The following is a 15642-nucleotide window of genomic DNA, read 5'->3' as shown; positions in this document are numbered from 1 at the left end:
CCGCTGCTGATGTAACTTGACGGCCAATCCGCTCGCGGATCCGCGCGACGATCGCTCGCGATCGCCGCGCCGTGCTGCCGTCCTCGCACCCTCGCGAGTGTCTTTGCCTTCAGAGCAAATCCGCGGCCACAGTCGTGCTATCGGCTTGACACGGGCAGCGCGCCTCTCCGGGTGAAACAATCACGTGAGGACGGCCCGTGATCCAATCCGATATGATGTTTGCGCGACTGGCGTGGATCGCGAGGGATCCTGAATGGACATGAAAACACCACCCCAGTGAGACCACGTGAGTTGGTGGATGAGCTCTTGTGCTCGGCGGATCGAGCGAACTCGGCCGGCGTTCTGCGCGATTTGCCGCGAGGGTGGCAATCCGTGGTCGCGGGTGAGCGCGTGAGTTCTCCGGTGAGGGCGCGGGCGGCGATGTGGGTAGATTGGCGCGCTCGCGGCGCTCTCTGCCGGCCGTCGCTTCGTCCGGAGCTCCGCGGGGCGGGCTTCACGCGGGGACGATCAGCTCGGCGAGCGGGAGCAGAGCGTAATCGGCGGCCGCGGTAACCCGCATCTCCCCGTCGATCAGGTAGAGGTCGGCCGCTCCGGGTCGATCGTCCAGGATCCCGAGGTCATACACGACGACATCGCCGTCGACGCGCAGCGTGCGGATTCCTCCGACCTCCTTCTGGTGCGCTGCCGCCGTGAGCCAGTCATGACCGAGCTCCGCCTTGCACTTCCTGTGACCGGTGTGACCGGCGACCTGTCGCAGGCCGCGCGGGAGCGAACGCGGCTCGAAGCGCCGCGGTCGCGCCGGATCGAGCTCCCATGCCGGATCGCCACCCGCGCGATCGACGTGCGCAGGTCGATGGTAGAGGAGGCCGCCGCCTTCGTTGCCTGCGGCGCCCGCGACGTGGAGAGGCTCGAGCAAAAGTGGCGTGCGCGCGCCGCTCTGCCATTCCGTGCGCCGCGCGTCGACCGCGGCGCGCAACTGTCGATCGAGGGCCGCCGCCAGCCGGTGCGGGTCGCGCTCGTCCGGCATGCCCAGCATCGCGAGCTCGCGCGTGGTCACGCCCGCGTGGGTCAGGAGCACAGCGCGGCCGTCGGGCAGCACGCCTGAGAGCGCGAGATGAAAGCGGCCGCGGAGCAGCAGCTCGATGACGAGCTCGCGCTGGGACTCGCTGAACGACGCGTAATCGCGCGCCGCGAGCCCCGGGGTCGCCACATCGGGAAACCGCGCTGCGAACTCGTCGCGCTGGCGCCGGGCGGCGGCCTCGGCGCCTTCACGCCGCCTGGTCTCCTTGATCGAGCGCCCGAGCGCGCGCGCCGCAGCGAACCGGACGTCGTCGAGGCCGGCGAGCTCCATGACCCGCGCCGCGTCATGGTTGCCGAACAGGAGCCGCACCTGCGCGGGATCGTGGCTGGCCAGCCAGCGCAGCGTGCGGAGCCCCTCCGCGCCCGCGCCCACCGGATCATCGAGGTCATAGTCGAAGTGATCACCGATCGACACGAGCACGACGTCGTCGGCGAGCCGGCCGCCCGCGCCGAGCAACGCGTGCGACGCGAGCACGGCCATCACCTTGGCCATCGGCGCCTGCGGGTCGCCCATCACGAAGATGCGCCGGGGCGTCACCATTTGCTGAGGCGCGGCCATGGCGCGAATTTTAGCATGTTTTCAAGTTCGGGCAAACGCTCGTTGATTGTCACGCTGTACGGCCGCCTCCCGCTGCTGGCCTTGAGCATCCGGAGCTCAGCCGCCTCGGCCATGGCCTGGGTGAGGAGCCGCTCGTGCAGCGTCAGGCGCTCGGGCGTCGGCTCTCTCACCCGTCTGGTGCAGCGGGCGAAGGAGGGGAGAGCAGTGACCATCGGGTCAACGGATCTCTTGTGCGTCATCGGCTTAAACGCCATTGCGCGCCGCTTTCGTCACGCATGAGGACACCTTGGCCGTCGCGGGGCGGCGCGTCACCGGATTCTCTGCTCGGCGTGGACAACGGACTCCTTCACGCCTTCGCCGTCAGTCCCTGGCCTCGACGCGAAGGTCCTATTCGTCCGCCTCGGCTCGGCCCAGCAGCTGGCAGTCACGGCAGAAGTGTCGTTCCACCTTGAGGAGGGTCGCAAAGAATTCATGGCGGAAGCTCATCGGGCCGATGGCGATATGAAGCGGCACCTCGCGGCCTTCGGAGGGCTCGGCTCGCGTCCCGAGGAGATCGAGCAACGTTGCGAACGAGAGCGCATCGCCGGCGATGAGATGCGCCGGCTCGCAATATAACACGAGATGACCACGTTGGAGTTGGCTCGGCGACCGCGGCCGATGCGGCCAACGCATGTTCATGATATAATCTGCGGTGCCATCCCAGTTTCGCTTGAAGCCCGGGTCGTCATGGTGAGGCAACTCGAACGCTCGAGCGATCTCTGTCAATGCTTCCGCTTCATTCGTCATTCGATCGCCGCGAAGCGCAATGAAATGATACGCTAGATCGCGCGCGATCTGCCGCAGCGCTGTCTCCACGTACTCGAGCCGTGCGCCATCGCGGAATATATGAATGTCCCGCTCAGCGGAACCTTGAAAATGGGTGAGATCCATGGGCGTCGAATCGTCTCTCTACGCTGATGTTCATCAGTCGCCTGGAAACGTCGTTCACCGCAGCCTCGTCCATGCCAGCCACACGCACCCAGGCTGTCTCGCCGGCGATCTGACGGAAGGCGAGCGTCGCTGAAGAAGATTCCGCGCAGATCGTCACGGAGTCAGAGAAATCGAGCTCGAGGAGCCCGGCCGAGCGCACCACCGCGCGAACATCCTCTGACAGGTTCGTTTGATCGGTGCTGTTGTGCATGACCGCGTGAGGTAGCCAGCGCTGGCGATGCGCCATGTAGGCGTTTTGATAAAGGAGGTTCCTGAAGGATTTTGCCCAGAGCGAGGACTTCTCGCCCTCGCCCCCTTCGAAGACGCGGCCGAGCCCGTCATGCTCGAGATAGACCTGTTCAATGACGGCGCAGCCTACCGCGATGACGATGCAGTCCTCCGGTACTGAGTTCTCTCCAGTCGCCACGCTCTCTCGATAGAAGGAGAGGAGACTCGGGACGTCCGTGCTGATGCCCTTCTGGCCGAAGAGTTGACCGTCGTCGTGGCCCATGACGGAGAGAAAATACCTGTAATCGGGAGGCAGCGGATGGCCGGCGGTCTGCTCAAGGGAATCGATCTCGTCTGGCGTCGCGCCACGGATGCGTCGAGCAAATCCGGGGTTGTGCTGCTCGATGTAGGAAATGATCTTTTCCATCGGCGCGCGCAGCCTGAGCTAGGCCGCCCTGGAGCGATCCACGCGGAGCTCGATCCACGGAGAGGTCTGCTCGGCCAGGGTGCGGTAGGTGAGCGCCGCGGCGCCGACGAAGAAGAGCGCGAGCGCGGCCGGCCCGATGTCGATGCTCCCGGCCGAGTCGGCGGCGCCGAGCATGCTCGCGTGGAACGCGCGGAACAGGCCGAGGTGAAGCGCCGCGAGCGCCCCGCCGAGCGCGAGCGCCCAGGAGCGGTGGAACCGCGCGCGCTGGGCGTGGTGGGCGATGACCGTCTCGGAAGCGACGCAGAGGCTGCCGTGCGCGGGCGCCCGGAGCACCCAGGCCCGCGCGGCGTCGCGGTAGCCCGTGCCGGCGGCGCTCGCGTCGATCTCGCGGCGCACCGAGCCCGCGATGTAGATCGTGTCGCCGGGGCGGACCTCGGACACGTAGGCGGGCGCGCCACCACGTCTCGTCGGGACGAAGGTGGTGTCCAGGGTCAGCCTGCTGCTCGCCGGCTCGACCCGCACGGTGGCGCCCGAGGCGAGCCGGAGCGAGAACGCGCGCGCCCGCGTCTGCCACGCGCTCGGCGCGGCGCCCGCCTGGCCGCCGCACGGGATCTCGACCGCGATCACCGCGTCTCCCGGCGCGGCGTCCTCCGCGCTCACCTCGCCGCGCAGGAGCGCAAACCCCTCGCGTATCGCGCCGGGTGACGCCGAAGGGCTCCGCGCATACGCGGCGATCTGCGAGCGCCGCCGGTGGTGGAGGCAGCGCCCGATCGCGATGGCGACCGCGACACCCAGCACCACCCCGGCGACCCCGTAGACGATGAAAAGGCTCGCGACAAAACCCATCGTGACAGCGTAGACGTGCGGCGTCGGGGCGTCGAGACAGGGTGTTGGTCCCGGGAGCCCCTGGAGCGCAAGGCGCGCATCTCGCACCCTGGCCGCGGCCCCGCGCCCCGCGCCCCGCGCCGACACAGACAGCGCCGCACAGCGCCGCAGGCACCCATCCCACCCCGTGTGTGGCGCGGAGCCCACCTTCCGCCTGCTCCATCGCGCGGATCGGTGATTGGCACTTCCGCCGTCGCGCGGCGCCGTCGTTCGGGATCGCTAGTTCGATAAATGCTTATACTTTCGATATCTTGTGGCGGTTTCCCTCTGCTCGCTCCGCTCCGGGGCCATCGCTGGAGCGATGCGCCGGTGCGCCAGCCAACGGACGTGAGGCCCGCCGCGCGCTTCGAAGGCCCGAGCGCCGCTGCACGCCAGGGAGCGCACAGCCACGGGTGAGGCGCAGGGGGCACAGCCGCGCGGTGCATTGCGGTCTGGACGGGCGGATTGCCACGGCGGGAGGCGATTTCGATACGAAGCAAGCGCCGCTCCAGGGCCGGGCGCGAGGCCGCATCCTGCATGTCGGGCGCGGGTGGCGCCGCGCGTCAGAAATAGGCGATAGAACTTCAACGCGACGCCGGAAGCGTGTTAAGGAGACGCCGTGTCCGACCAGCTCAGCTCGGATCTCGCCTCGCTGCGGATCCAGCGGGACGTCGATCCCGATCGGCGGAGCCCGCTCCGCACCGTCCTCGTCGCCGTGGTCGTGCTCGCGGCGGTCGGCGGCGCCGCCGCGTTCGCCGTGCCGAAGGCGCAGAGCGCGCTCTTCAAGACCGAGGTCACCACCACGGAGGTCGCGCTGGTCTCGCCGGCGCAGGCGTCGATCTCCGTGACGTCGACCGGGTACGTGGTCCCGCAGGTGGTGTCCAAGGTCGGGGCCAAGTTCCCCGGCCGGATCGCGCGGGTGCACGTCAAGGAAGGCGATGTGGTGAAGCAGGGCGACCTGCTCGTGGAGCTCGACGACGCCGACCAGAAGAGCCTCGTGGCCGCGGCCCAGGCCAAGGTCGCGGCGGCGCGGGCGCGCGCCTCGGCCTCCCGGGCGAGCATCGGCGAGGTGGAGCAGCAGCTCGCGCGGGAGCGGCTGCTCGTCGAGCGCCAGGTGACCGGCCGCGCGTCGATGGATGACCTCACCGCGCGCATGCACTCGCTCACCCAGTCGGCGGCGGCGGCCGACGCCGAGGTCAAGGCCGCCGCGGCCGACGTCGAGAGCCTCCGGGTCACGCTGGCCGACCGGAAGATCGTCGCGCCGATCGGCGGCACGATCATGTCGAAGCCGCCGGAGGTGGGCGAGGTCGTCGGCCTCGAGCTGCCGCACCTCGTCGAGATCGCCGACTTCTCGTCGCTCGTCGTCGAGACCGATGTCCCGGAGACGCGCCTCTACCTCGTCGAGCCCGGCAAGCCGTGCGAGGTGGTCCTCGACGCGTACCCCTCGAAGCGGCACCGCTGCACGACGCTCGAGATCGGCAAGCGGGTGAACCGCGCCAAGGCGACCGTCCCGGTGAAGGTGAAGTTCGTCGGAGAGCCGAAGGAGGCGCTGCCGGAGATGAGCGCGCGGGTCAGCTTCCTCGCCGAGGCGCTGTCCGAGGAGGCGATGAAGGAGCCGCCGAAGCGGGTCGTCCCGGAGGCCGCGGTGGTCGAGCGGGGCGGCGCCAAGGTGGTGTTCGTGGTCAACGAGGGCCAGGTGAAGATGGTGCCCATCAAGGTGGGCGGCCCCGCGCCCGGCGGGCTGGAGCTGCTCGACGGCCCGACCCCGGGGGCGCGCCTCGTGGCGAGGCCGTCCCCCGAGCTCGCGGACGGTCAGAAGATCAAAGAGAAGGAAAAGGGGAGCGAATGACCGAGGGGTATCGCGACGGGAAGCCGAAGCCCATTGTCGAGCTGCAGGGGGTCGGCAAGAGCTATTTCCGCGACAAGGAGCCGATCGTGGTGCTCGGCAACATCACGCTCGACATCCCGGAGGGGTCGTACGAGGCGCTGATGGGGCCCTCGGGCTCGGGCAAGTCGACGCTGCTGAACCTGATCGCCGGGCTCGATCGCCCGACGCGCGGCTCGGCGCGCGTGGCGGGGCAGGACCTCACGCGGATGAGCGACGGCGAGCTGGCGCGCTTCCGCTCCAGGACGATGGGCTTCATCTTCCAGGCCTACAACCTGATGCCGGTGCTCACCGCGGTCGAGAACGTCGAGCTGCCGCTCCTGCTCACGAACCTGTCCTCGTCCGAGCGGCGGAAGCGCGCGCAGACGGCCCTGCGCGTCGTCGGGCTCGAGGAGCGGATGGGCCACTATCCCCGGCAGCTCTCCGGCGGCCAGGAGCAGCGGGTCGCGATCGCGCGGGCGATCGTGAACGACCCGACGATCATCGTGGCGGACGAGCCGACCGGCGATCTCGATCGCAAGAGCGCCGACGAGATCCTGGCGCTCCTGGAGAGGCTCAACAAGGAGTTCAAGAAGACCATCCTGATGGTCACGCACGATCCGCAGGCCGCCGAGCGCGCGACGGTGACGCGCCGGCTCGACAAGGGGAACCTGTCATGAACCTCGTCTCCGTCGCCGCCAGGAACGTCCTTCGCAACAAGTTCAGGACGCTGCTGACCGTGATCGGCGCGGTGGTGGCGGTGCTCGCGTTCGTGCTCCTCCGGACGGTGCTCTCGGCGTGGAACGTCGCCGCCGACCACGCCGCGAAGGACCGGATCGCGACGCGGCACAAGATCTCGTTCATCCTCCCCTTGCCGAAGCGCTACATGGACACGGTCCGCGAGGTCCCCGGCGTGACGGAGGGGTCCTTCATGAGCTGGTTCGGCGCCAAGGACCCGCGCGACGCCAACAACTTCTTCGCCTCGATGGCCGTCGAGTCGAAGACCTTCTTCAAGGTCTACGACGAGATGGTCGTCTCGCCCGAGGACATGGAGCGGTGGCTGGGCGACAGGAAGGGCGCCATCGTGGGCGACGTCCTCGCGACCCGGCTCAAGGTGAAGCCGGGCGACACGGTGACGCTGGAGGGGACGATCTACCCCGGAAACTGGCAGTTCACCGTCTCGGGGATCTACACGGCGACGCGCAAGTCGATCGACAGGTCGCAGTTCATCTTTCACTACGACTACCTGAACGAGTCGCTCCCCGAGCGGCAGCGTGACCAGATCGGCTGGATGACCGCCCGGATCGACGACCCGTCGCGGAGCGCGGACATCAGCGCGGCGATCGACAAGATCTTCGACGAGAAGGACGTCCAGACGGCGACGATGAGCGAGCGGGCGATGAACCTGTCGTTCATGGCGATGATGTCGGCCGTGCTGACGGCGCTCAACGTCGTGTCCATCATCATCCTTCTCATCATGATGATGATCCTCGGCAACACGATCGCCATGGGCGTCCGGGAGCGGACGCGGGAGTACGGCGTGCTGCGCGCGCTCGGGTTCGAGCCGAAGCACGTGAGGATCTTCATCATCGGGGAGGCGGCGACCATCGGGCTCCTGGCCGGGTTCCTCGGGCTCGTTGTCTCGTATCCGATCGTCGAGCTCGGGCTGGGCCGGTGGCTGGAGGAGGACATGGGCGCCTGGTTCCCTTACTTCCGGATCGAGCCTTCGACGATGGTCATGGCGGTGCTGCTCTCGATGGGGCTGTCGCTCGTCGCGTCGCTCATCCCGGCGTACAACGCATCGAAACTCTCGGTCACCGACGCGCTCCGGCGCGTGGCGTGAGCGACCCACGCAGCCTGTCTTCGACACCCTGAAAGCGGGAGAGAGCGCTCATGATCCCCGTCGCCTACAACGTTCGAAATCTGGTGGTGCGCAAGACGACGACCCTCGCGACGGCGTCCGGTCTCGGCCTCGTGGTGTTCGTGTTCGCTTCGGTGCTGATGCTCGCGAACAGCGTGGAGCGCACCCTGGGGCGCACCGCGCGGGACGACGTCGCGATCGTGATGCGGAAGGGCTCCGACGCCGAGATGGTGAGCAGCATCGAGGAGCAGCAGATCGGCGTGATCCTCGCGAGCGCCGAGGTGGCGAAGCGGCAGGACGGCAAGCCGGACGGGGTGGGGGAGGTGGTGGCGGTCATCCTCCTCGAGAAGCTCGGCACGGACGGCATCTCCAACGTGCAGGTGCGCGGGGTGCCCGACGACGTGCTCGCGTTCCGCTCGCAGGTGAAGATCATCGAGGGCCGGCCGGCGCAGCCGGGCACGGACGAGGTGATCGTGGGCAAGGCGATCAGCGGCCGCTTCAAGGGCCTGTCGATCGGCCAGTCGTTCGAGCTGCGAAAGAACCGGCCGGTGAAGGTCGTGGGGGTGTTCGAGGACGGCGGCTCCTCGTCGGAGTCCGAGGTCTGGGCCGACCTGCACACGACGCGCTCGGCGTTCGGCCGCGAGGGGGGCGTCTCCGCGGTGCGGGCGCGGCTCGCCTCGGCCAGCAAGTTCGACGCGTTCGAGGCGTCGATCGAGCAGAACCGGAACCTCGGGCTCGAGGTGATGCGCGAGAGCGTCTATTACGAGAAGCAGTCCGAGGGGACGAGCATGTTCATCAAGGTGATGGGCGTGCTCATCGCGGTGTTCTTCTCGATCGGCGCGATGATCGGCGCGATGATCACGATGCACTCGTCGATCGCCAACCGGCAGCGCGAGATAGGCACGCTGCGGGCGCTCGGCTTCTCGCGGTTCAGCATCCTCGTGTCGTTCCTCATCGAGTCGGTCCTCCTCGCGCTGGCGGGCGGGGCGCTCGGCGTGCTCGCCGCGCTCGGGATGAGGTTCGTGCGCTTCTCGACCGTCAATTTCGCGAGCTGGTCGGAGGTCGTGTTCACGTTCGAGCCGACGCCCGGGATCCTGCTGACGTCGGTGGCGATCGCGGCGGTGATGGGCCTGCTCGGCGGGTTTTTCCCGGCGCTCCGCGCTGCGCGGATCAGCCCGATCCAGGCGATGCGGGGGTGACCCGGGGCGCGGGGGGCGAGGCATCTCCCGCAAATTCTTCGGAAAGTTCACAGGGAGGCGGGGAGACGGGGAGGTAAATCCTCAAATACTCCCTGTCTCCCCGCCTCCCTGTTCAATTTCCCCGCTGAAAAGGGCTGCGAAGGGTGTTCCGGCGCTCCCTTGGCCGGGGACGTGCTCTCCCCTCGCCGGGGGGAACAGCATGCCCATGGTCACCAAGGCGATTTACGTGAACTTCGCGGCCGGGAGGAACGTGGAGCGGCTGAATCGGCTCTCCTCCCTGGTCCAGCGGACAGAGCTGAACTCCCTGGTGATCGACATCCGGTCGGAGGGGGGCGCGCTCCTCTTCGAGCGTGACGAGGTGACCAGGGCCCAGCTGGGCGCCCTCCGCGACGCCGGCATCTACCTCATCGCCCGGCTCGTCGCGTTCAAGGGCGGCCCGCGGGGCTGGTACGACCCGGGCTCGCAGCCGCGATGGCACGAGATCGCGGAGATCTCGCTCCGGGCGTACGACGCCGGCTTCGACGAGGTGAACTACGATTATGTGCGTTATGGCGCCGCGCGCGAGCCGCGGTCGCGGACGCCGATCGAGGAGAGGGCGCCGACGATCCGCGCTTTCTTCGAGTTCCTCCGCGCGGAGGTCGGCAATGCCGCGTCTCGCCCGATCTCCGCGGATGTCTTCGGGTTCACGCTGCTCGGGCCGCAGGACGGGATAGGCCAGCGGCTGGAGGACGCCGTGGAGCTCTTCGACTACGTGATGCCGATGCCGTACCCGTCGCACTGGGGCCCTGGCAGCTTCGGCTTCGCGAACCCCGCGCATCACCCCTACGAGACCCTGTATGCCTCGCTCTCGGCCGGCTGGCGCAGGGTGGCAGCGCTCCCCGGGCGCATCGGGCTGCTGCGCAGCTGGATCCAGGCGTTCGATCTGGACAGCTCGCGCCCCATGCAGCGGTACGAGTACACGCCGTGGCACATCCGGGAGCAGATCCGCGCGAACGACGACACCGGCTGCGCGGGCTACGCGGCGTGGAACCCCCGCAGCCACTACGACGAGAGCGCGTTCGTCGGCGCGCCGCGGGACACTGTGTGAGAGCGCGGCCGCGACCGCCCTCGCCACGCCCGCAGCGGGGCCATCCGGCGGCTTTGCCGCGGCTGGTCACGCGAACGGCTGGACGAGCTGCTGCCCGACGCGTGGGCGAGAGCGTCGCTCGCGGCTCCGGCCGCCGGCGACGCCGACGCGCCCTGAACGACGCGGACCTCAATCCTCGCCGCCGGGGTTCCGGGGGAGAGCACCTCGCCGGCCCTCTCGTGTCCGCCCGCGTCTGCCCGGACCATCGGTAGGCGCCGCCCCGCGCCCAGCATCGTCGACCCCGGTGAGAGCCGCAAGGGGTCGTGCCCATGGCGATGGCTGGGCGCTTACGGCGTGGCAGCGGCGGTGCCGGACCTCCACCGCGCCTTCGAGCGCGCTGTGCGTAGGCAAATCAAGCCGGATCGCAGCGCGAGGAAGTGTAGCGCAGCAAACCGAAAGGGTGGGACCGCGAGCGTCGTGATGGCTCGGTCCTGGGTCGAAAGAGCGTGGTCCGGGCGGCACCGAGCGTGCTACGGGGGCGCATCGGCGTGCTAACCCGATTGATATTCTAGAAGAAAATGCTAGCAAGTTCAAAGCAACTGATTCCATTGAGGATCAATTGACAAAATCGGACTTAATTGACAAAACGAAGGCAGAGGCATCGAGATGTAGAATCATAAAAATCCGCTAATATACGTACCCAAGCTGGACGCTCCGAAAGTTGTCCCTACATGTAAATCATTAAATTATGAGAATTTTCAGCGCAGCACCTGATGGCAATGAGTCGGCAGACTTGGAGCCCGCACGTTATTTTAATTTAGCAATTGAACAAATCAAGCAGATCACGGAGTGGATGAAAACGGCTGACAGGGCAGCTCAGCCGCTGTTAGTGCACCTGGACATATTCCTCTACCTTGCCAAGAAATACCCAGACATGGCAGAGCACCGTGTACTTAGCCTAAATATGCCCGATATCAAAACCACTTTTTACGATTGGTATGAACGCTGCCATAAAAAGATTCCAAAGCAATTCAGGGAAGAAATCAAGCTTTCCGCAGACGATCTTTTCAAAAGCATTGGAAGTCTCGCGGCCTAACGATGTGGGACACTAATCCCTGGGATAACGACAGGGCAGCAGATTGGTTCGCCAATCTAATGCATCTCACGCGCTTCCCCGACCAAATAAGAGCAACCCTGCTTCTTTGTGAACAGGAAGATGCTTGTGGCGAAAACACTGCATTGCTAAGGGCTGCGGTCTATTGTGTTTTGCAGTTTTGCCGCGTCTACATTTGGCCCATTGAACATCTTGATAATGATTTAGAGTTAGCTATAAAGGCTACTCATAAAATACTATCAGACGAAAGATATTGTTATTCTGAAAAGATTACTGTCCAGATCCAAGCAGAGCTCAAAGAGTTGGAGCTTCGAAGAAAAGTATAGCAGCTTTGCAGGGCGGGCTACGCTTCAAGCCAACCCGCACTATAATTACGATCTCGCGTGGTCCGGGCGGCGCCGAGCGCGCTAAGGGGCGCATCGGCGTGCCGTGCGCACACGTGTCCGTCCGAGCATTGGTCTGGCCCGGGAGGCGCGTCGCGAGACGCTATGCGGCGTCACCGGGCGCCTTGCGGCGCAGAACGGTGCTCTTCCAGTACGGCGGTCCTCGGTTGGGAGAGCGTGCTGGAACATCGGTCGGCTCGCCGAGCGCGGAGAGAAAGCGGGCGATCTTCCTTGGCTCGGTCACCACGGCGGTAGCCGCTCCGCAGACCGTGTCTTTCCCCTGGCCAGATTCGGTTACACGCTACGCGACGCCAGATGAGGGCCGTGCCCTCGCCGAGCGAAGAGGAGCGAGCGATGCCAGGAAGCAGGGAGCTGGTACAGCTGCGTGCAGAGCTGTCGAGGTATCGAGAGCAGAAGAGCCGTGGGAAATTCCCGAGCGAGCTGCGGGAGCGAGCCGAGGCGTACGCCAAGGCGCGCTCCCGCTCGGGGGCAACACCGACCGAGATCGCCACGGAGCTCGGTGTCCACAAGATGACTGCCTATTGCCGCGCACTCTCGTTGATGCCGAAGCTCCTCTCATCGAGCATGCTTCTTGATGGCGAGGAGCCCTGCCCGGCGAAGCTGGCCATCATGGATCGTGCTCGCTCCGCACGGGCAACGGGGGCGATGGCGTCCGGCGAGTCGCGGCGCCGTGCATTCCGTTCAGCTGCTCAAAATTCTCACCACGGACCCCTCCCAGCACACCTGCGTCGGCCGAAGACGCCACTGATGCCCGATCGCAGCCCCTTCCGTTCAGCCATCGAAGATTTCCAGCTATCGTTGCTCGCACGCCCGACTCACGACGGGGTAGGTCCACCCGAGGAGCGGAGCAGCGGCGCGGGGCCGGCCACAAAATAGGCGACGAGGAGACCTGATCTTGGCCGACAGTCTCCTCGTCGTGCTCCGGTTCCCGTGCCCAGGAATCGAAGCGGTCGCAGTGTCGTCCAGAGCGCCATCGACATCAAGCGCTGGCAGCAGCAAACGCCCACGGTCGTCGAAGCGCGACCTGCGCGGTGCCCAGCCTGCGGCGTCGCCAGCTGCCCCCTCGGCGGCGCCATCCGGCTCCAGGGCCACGGCAAGCGCGAGCGGCAGGTCTGGGGCCCGTCAGGGCCGGACCAGCGGCCCGAGATGCTCACGGTGACCGCCCGCCGCTATCGCTGCGTCTCGTGCGGCGCCGTGCTCCTCGTCGTTCCTCGCGGCGTGCTCGGCCGGCGCCTGTACAGCGCCTCCGCCATCGGCTTCGCCCTCGCGCTCTGGGGCCTTGTACTCGCGACCGCGGCCGAGGTCCGGCGCCGCGTGGCCCCCGCGGGGATCGTCGGCGACAGCGCGGTCACCGGCTGGACCACGCTGCGCAGATGGGTGCGCGATGTCGCGCAACGACGCATCTTTGCTGAAGCCCCCGACCCCGTTCCACGCGCTTCGCTCCGCCAGCGCGCAGCCAGCGCCGCGGTAGCGCTCGCGGCGAGCGCGGACCCGACGACCCGGGCGCTGCCGATCGAGCACCGCGCCTTCCTCGGCGCCGCGCACGCGGCGTGACGGCATCTGCCCCTTCGGAGCCCGAATCGTAGCGCCCACCTGAGAGGATCGCTGCCGAAAACGCGGCGGATCCCGGACAAGGACCGCGCGCCGGCAAGGCGCAGAAAGGACCCCTTGCAATGGCCCTCGGCCCCACCGATCACGCCGAGACCGTGGCGATCTATCGCGCCACGGTCATCGGCCCTCTCATGCACCGCGTGCTCACCCACGGCCAGCTCGCCGTCGAGCTGCGCGCCCTGAGCGAGCAGCGGTTTCGACCGCCGGGCGCGCACAGCACGCGCACCTACGCCGTGCCCACGCTCGAGCGCTGGCTGTACGCGTATCGCTCCGCTGGCCTCGACGGGTTGCGCCCGCAGCCACGCAGCGATCGCGGCTTCGCGCAGGAGCTGTCGGAGGAGCTTCGCAGTCTGCTGCTCGACATCCGGCGCGAGCACCCCGACGCCTCGGTGCCGCTCATCCTCAAGACACTCGTCGACGAGGGGCGGCTTGAAGCGGGCAAGGTCTCCGAGCCCACCGTGCGGCGATTGTATGCGGCGTACGGCCTTCGCCGCCGCGCCGCGCGCGCCGAGGGGGAGCCCAAGACGCGGCTTCGCTGGCAGGCCGAGCGTCCCGGCGCGCTCTGGCACGGCGACGTCTGCCACGTGACGGGCTGCACTGTTGGAGGCAAAGCGATGCCGATCCGCATCCATGGGCTGCTCGACGACGCCTCTCGCTACGTCATCGCCCTCGAGGCGCACACGACCGAGAAGGAGGTCGACATGCTCGGCATGACCGTCGACGCCCTGCGCCGCCACGGCAAGCCCGACGCGCTCTACCTCGATAACGGCTCCACCTACCGCGGCGATGTCCTCAAGACCGCATGCGCGAGGCTCGGCATCGCGCTGCTGCATGCAAAGCCCTACGACCCGCAGGCGCGCGGCAAGATGGAGCGTTTCTGGCGCACGCTGCGCGAAGGGTGTCTCAACTATCTCGGCGCCGTGGCGTCGCTCGTCGACATCAACACGACGCTCCGCGCCTTCCTCGACAGGCGCTATCACCCGGCGCCGCACGCGGGCCTGCTCGGCAAGACCCCGGCCAAGGTCTACGCGGCCCGCCCCGCCGCAGAGGGCGTCGTCGACGAAAAGGCGCTGCGCGTCGCGCTCACCGAGCGGACCAGGCGCCGCGTCTCAGGTGACAACATCGTCTCCGTCGACGGCGTCGCCTGGCAGCTCGACCAAGGCTACCTCGCCGGCCAGATCGTCTCCGTCGCCCGGTGCTTCGTCGCGCCCGGCGAGCCGCCGTGGGTCGAGCACGAGGGCAAGCGCCTGGTACTGCATCCGGTCGACCCGCAGCGCAATGCGCGGCGCAAGCGGCTGCCGTGCGGCGGGCCTGCGCTGGACAAGCCGACACGCCCGGTGGACTTCAACCCCGCGCGGACGCTCGGCCTGTCCACGGGCTCTGGCGAGGACACGAGCGAGCGCGGAGGTGCAACGTGAGCGAGTCCTACGTCCGCTTCTTCACCCTCTCCGCCGCCCCCTTCTCCAAGGAGATCCAGGACGGCGACCTGTGGCTGCCGCCCTCCAAGGAGCAGCTCGTCGAGGAGGTGTGCGAGGCCGTGCACGAGCCCAAGTGCTGCTGGTCGGCGAGCCCGGCGCCGGCAAGACGTGTGTGCTGCGGGCCGTGCGTCATCGGCTGCCTCAGGCAGGCTTCAGGCTGACCTACTGCCACAACGCTACGCTCGGCCGCCGCGACTTCTATCGCCAGCTCTGCCACGCCCTCGGCCTCAACCCCGCTGCGACCGCAGCGGCCGTCTTCTACGCGGTCAGCGCCCATATCGAGACTCTCGGTCGCGAGCGCATTCATCCGGTTTTCCTGCTGGATGAAGCGCACCTGCTCCACCAAGACACGCTCGATCATCTCCATATCTTGTTAAATTATGAATGGGACAGCCGCGCTCTATTGTCGCTGATCCTGGTAGGACTCTCTGACCTTCAAGACCGGCTCGAGCTGCGCAAAAATCGCTCGCTGTACTCGCGTATCGAGCGGCGTCTCTCGATCGGCGCGATGGTCCCCGACGATACCGGCGAGTACGTCCGGCTACGGATGAGCCGTGCCGGCGCCGACCGCGACGTCTTCACCGCGGACGCTCTGACGCTGCTCCACGAGGCGGCTGGCTCGAGCCTGCGCGAGATCGACCGCATGGCCACCGCCGCGCTGCGCGAGGCGGCGCGACGGAAGAAGAGACTCGTCGAGCGTGACGTGATGGCGCGCATCGTCGGCGACCTGGGGACGGACGGCAGCTGACGCTGACCGACACGACGGGCGCCCCCCTCGGCGCTGGCGAAGAAACACCTCGCCGGCGCCGACGGCCACCAACCATGATGGCCATTGCGAGCTGCCCTGCGGCGCGCGTCCGAACGATGGCCATCGCTCTCCTTGACCGCAACCGCGCACGCCCTCGATGGCCATCAAGC

General features: G+C 67.5%; 14 protein-coding genes. 9 read left to right on the top strand and 5 right to left on the bottom strand.

What is annotated here, in order from left to right:
- Nucleotides 1–493: 493 nt before the first annotated feature.
- The 5 genes from WMF22_RS36125 to WMF22_RS36105 all read right to left on the bottom strand — a co-directional run bounded on the left by WMF22_RS36125 (nucleotide 494) and on the right by WMF22_RS36105 (nucleotide 4109).
- Nucleotides 494–1639, bottom strand: coding sequence for a metallophosphoesterase (locus WMF22_RS36125; RefSeq protein ID WP_438032696.1), 1146 nt, complete (start codon nucleotides 1637–1639; stop codon nucleotides 494–496).
- A complete protein-coding gene (locus WMF22_RS36120; RefSeq protein WP_438032695.1) occupies nucleotides 1615–1893 on the bottom strand; it encodes a hypothetical protein in 279 nt (92 codons plus the stop codon). Before WMF22_RS36120 ends, WMF22_RS36125 begins: the two co-directional genes overlap by 25 nt.
- 133 nt (nucleotides 1894–2026) lie before the next feature.
- Nucleotides 2027–2569 (bottom strand): barstar family protein, encoded by a 543-nt coding sequence (locus WMF22_RS36115; protein ID WP_438032694.1) that lies wholly within the window; start codon nucleotides 2567–2569, stop codon nucleotides 2027–2029.
- Nucleotides 2538–3263 carry an SMI1/KNR4 family protein gene (locus WMF22_RS36110; protein WP_438032693.1) on the bottom strand — a complete coding sequence of 242 codons (726 nt, stop codon included), beginning with the start codon at nucleotides 3261–3263 and terminating at the stop codon, nucleotides 2538–2540. Before WMF22_RS36110 ends, WMF22_RS36115 begins: the two co-directional genes overlap by 32 nt.
- 18 nt (nucleotides 3264–3281) lie before the next feature.
- Nucleotides 3282–4109 (bottom strand): hypothetical protein, encoded by an 828-nt coding sequence (locus WMF22_RS36105; protein WP_437294499.1) that lies wholly within the window; start codon nucleotides 4107–4109, stop codon nucleotides 3282–3284.
- A 637-nt stretch (nucleotides 4110–4746) separates the two neighbouring features.
- On the opposite strand from WMF22_RS36105, the gene WMF22_RS36100 reads away from it, so the two are divergent.
- The 9 genes from WMF22_RS36100 (at nucleotide 4747) to WMF22_RS36060 (ending at nucleotide 15472) form a co-directional block, all read left to right on the top strand.
- A complete protein-coding gene (locus WMF22_RS36100) occupies nucleotides 4747–5976 on the top strand; it encodes an efflux RND transporter periplasmic adaptor subunit (protein ID WP_437294498.1) in 1230 nt (409 codons plus the stop codon).
- Nucleotides 5973–6671: an ABC transporter ATP-binding protein gene (locus WMF22_RS36095; RefSeq protein ID WP_438032692.1), complete on the top strand. Its 699-nt coding sequence runs from the start codon at nucleotides 5973–5975 to the stop codon at nucleotides 6669–6671. The genes WMF22_RS36100 and WMF22_RS36095 overlap by 4 nt, the downstream gene beginning before the upstream one ends.
- On the top strand, nucleotides 6668–7834 hold the full coding sequence (locus WMF22_RS36090) for an ABC transporter permease (protein WP_437294496.1): 1167 nt from the start codon (nucleotides 6668–6670) through the stop codon (nucleotides 7832–7834). The genes WMF22_RS36095 and WMF22_RS36090 overlap by 4 nt, the downstream gene beginning before the upstream one ends.
- A gap of 50 nt (nucleotides 7835–7884) precedes the next feature.
- On the top strand, nucleotides 7885–9051 hold the full coding sequence (locus WMF22_RS36085) for an ABC transporter permease (RefSeq protein ID WP_437294495.1): 1167 nt from the start codon (nucleotides 7885–7887) through the stop codon (nucleotides 9049–9051).
- A gap of 199 nt (nucleotides 9052–9250) precedes the next feature.
- Nucleotides 9251–10138, top strand: coding sequence for a putative glycoside hydrolase (locus WMF22_RS36080; protein WP_437294494.1), 888 nt, complete (start codon nucleotides 9251–9253; stop codon nucleotides 10136–10138).
- Between the two features lie 727 nt (nucleotides 10139–10865).
- Entirely contained in the window at nucleotides 10866–11213 is a 348-nt protein-coding gene (locus WMF22_RS36075) for a hypothetical protein (RefSeq protein ID WP_438032691.1), read from the top strand.
- A gap of 1352 nt (nucleotides 11214–12565) precedes the next feature.
- Entirely contained in the window at nucleotides 12566–13189 is a 624-nt protein-coding gene (locus WMF22_RS36070; RefSeq protein ID WP_438032690.1) for a hypothetical protein, read from the top strand.
- A 119-nt stretch (nucleotides 13190–13308) separates the two neighbouring features.
- Nucleotides 13309–14664 carry a DDE-type integrase/transposase/recombinase gene (locus WMF22_RS36065; RefSeq protein WP_438032689.1) on the top strand — a complete coding sequence of 452 codons (1356 nt, stop codon included), beginning with the start codon at nucleotides 13309–13311 and terminating at the stop codon, nucleotides 14662–14664.
- Nucleotides 14654–15472 (top strand): ExeA family protein, encoded by an 819-nt coding sequence (locus WMF22_RS36060; RefSeq protein WP_438032688.1) that lies wholly within the window; start codon nucleotides 14654–14656, stop codon nucleotides 15470–15472. The genes WMF22_RS36065 and WMF22_RS36060 overlap by 11 nt, the downstream gene beginning before the upstream one ends.
- Nucleotides 15473–15642: the final 170 nt, after the last annotated feature.

It is taken from the genome of Sorangium sp. So ce204, assembly GCF_051526795.1.
Taxonomy (GTDB): domain Bacteria; phylum Myxococcota_A; class Polyangia; order Polyangiales; family Polyangiaceae; genus Sorangium; species Sorangium cellulosum_B.
The sequence above is the reverse complement of the archived record's forward strand: the minus strand, read 5'-3'. Positions and strand labels throughout refer to the sequence as shown.

Excerpts from the sequence above, each read along its gene's own strand:
- WMF22_RS36125 (WP_438032696.1), bottom strand. The coding sequence starts at position 1,639 with ATGGCCGCGCCTCAGCAAATGGTGACGCCCCGGCGCATCTTCGTGATG.
- WMF22_RS36120 (WP_438032695.1), bottom strand. The coding sequence starts at position 1,893 with ATGGCGTTTAAGCCGATGACGCACAAGAGATCCGTTGACCCGATGGTC.
- WMF22_RS36115 (WP_438032694.1), bottom strand. The coding sequence starts at position 2,569 with ATGGATCTCACCCATTTTCAAGGTTCCGCTGAGCGGGACATTCATATA.
- WMF22_RS36110 (WP_438032693.1), bottom strand. The coding sequence starts at position 3,263 with ATGGAAAAGATCATTTCCTACATCGAGCAGCACAACCCCGGATTTGCT.
- WMF22_RS36105 (WP_437294499.1), bottom strand. The coding sequence starts at position 4,109 with ATGGGTTTTGTCGCGAGCCTTTTCATCGTCTACGGGGTCGCCGGGGTG.
- WMF22_RS36095 (WP_438032692.1), top strand. The coding sequence starts at position 5,973 with ATGACCGAGGGGTATCGCGACGGGAAGCCGAAGCCCATTGTCGAGCTG.
- WMF22_RS36090 (WP_437294496.1), top strand. The coding sequence starts at position 6,668 with ATGAACCTCGTCTCCGTCGCCGCCAGGAACGTCCTTCGCAACAAGTTC.
- WMF22_RS36085 (WP_437294495.1), top strand. The coding sequence starts at position 7,885 with ATGATCCCCGTCGCCTACAACGTTCGAAATCTGGTGGTGCGCAAGACG.
- WMF22_RS36080 (WP_437294494.1), top strand. The coding sequence starts at position 9,251 with ATGCCCATGGTCACCAAGGCGATTTACGTGAACTTCGCGGCCGGGAGG.
- WMF22_RS36075 (WP_438032691.1), top strand. The coding sequence starts at position 10,866 with ATGAGAATTTTCAGCGCAGCACCTGATGGCAATGAGTCGGCAGACTTG.
- WMF22_RS36065 (WP_438032689.1), top strand. The coding sequence starts at position 13,309 with ATGGCCCTCGGCCCCACCGATCACGCCGAGACCGTGGCGATCTATCGC.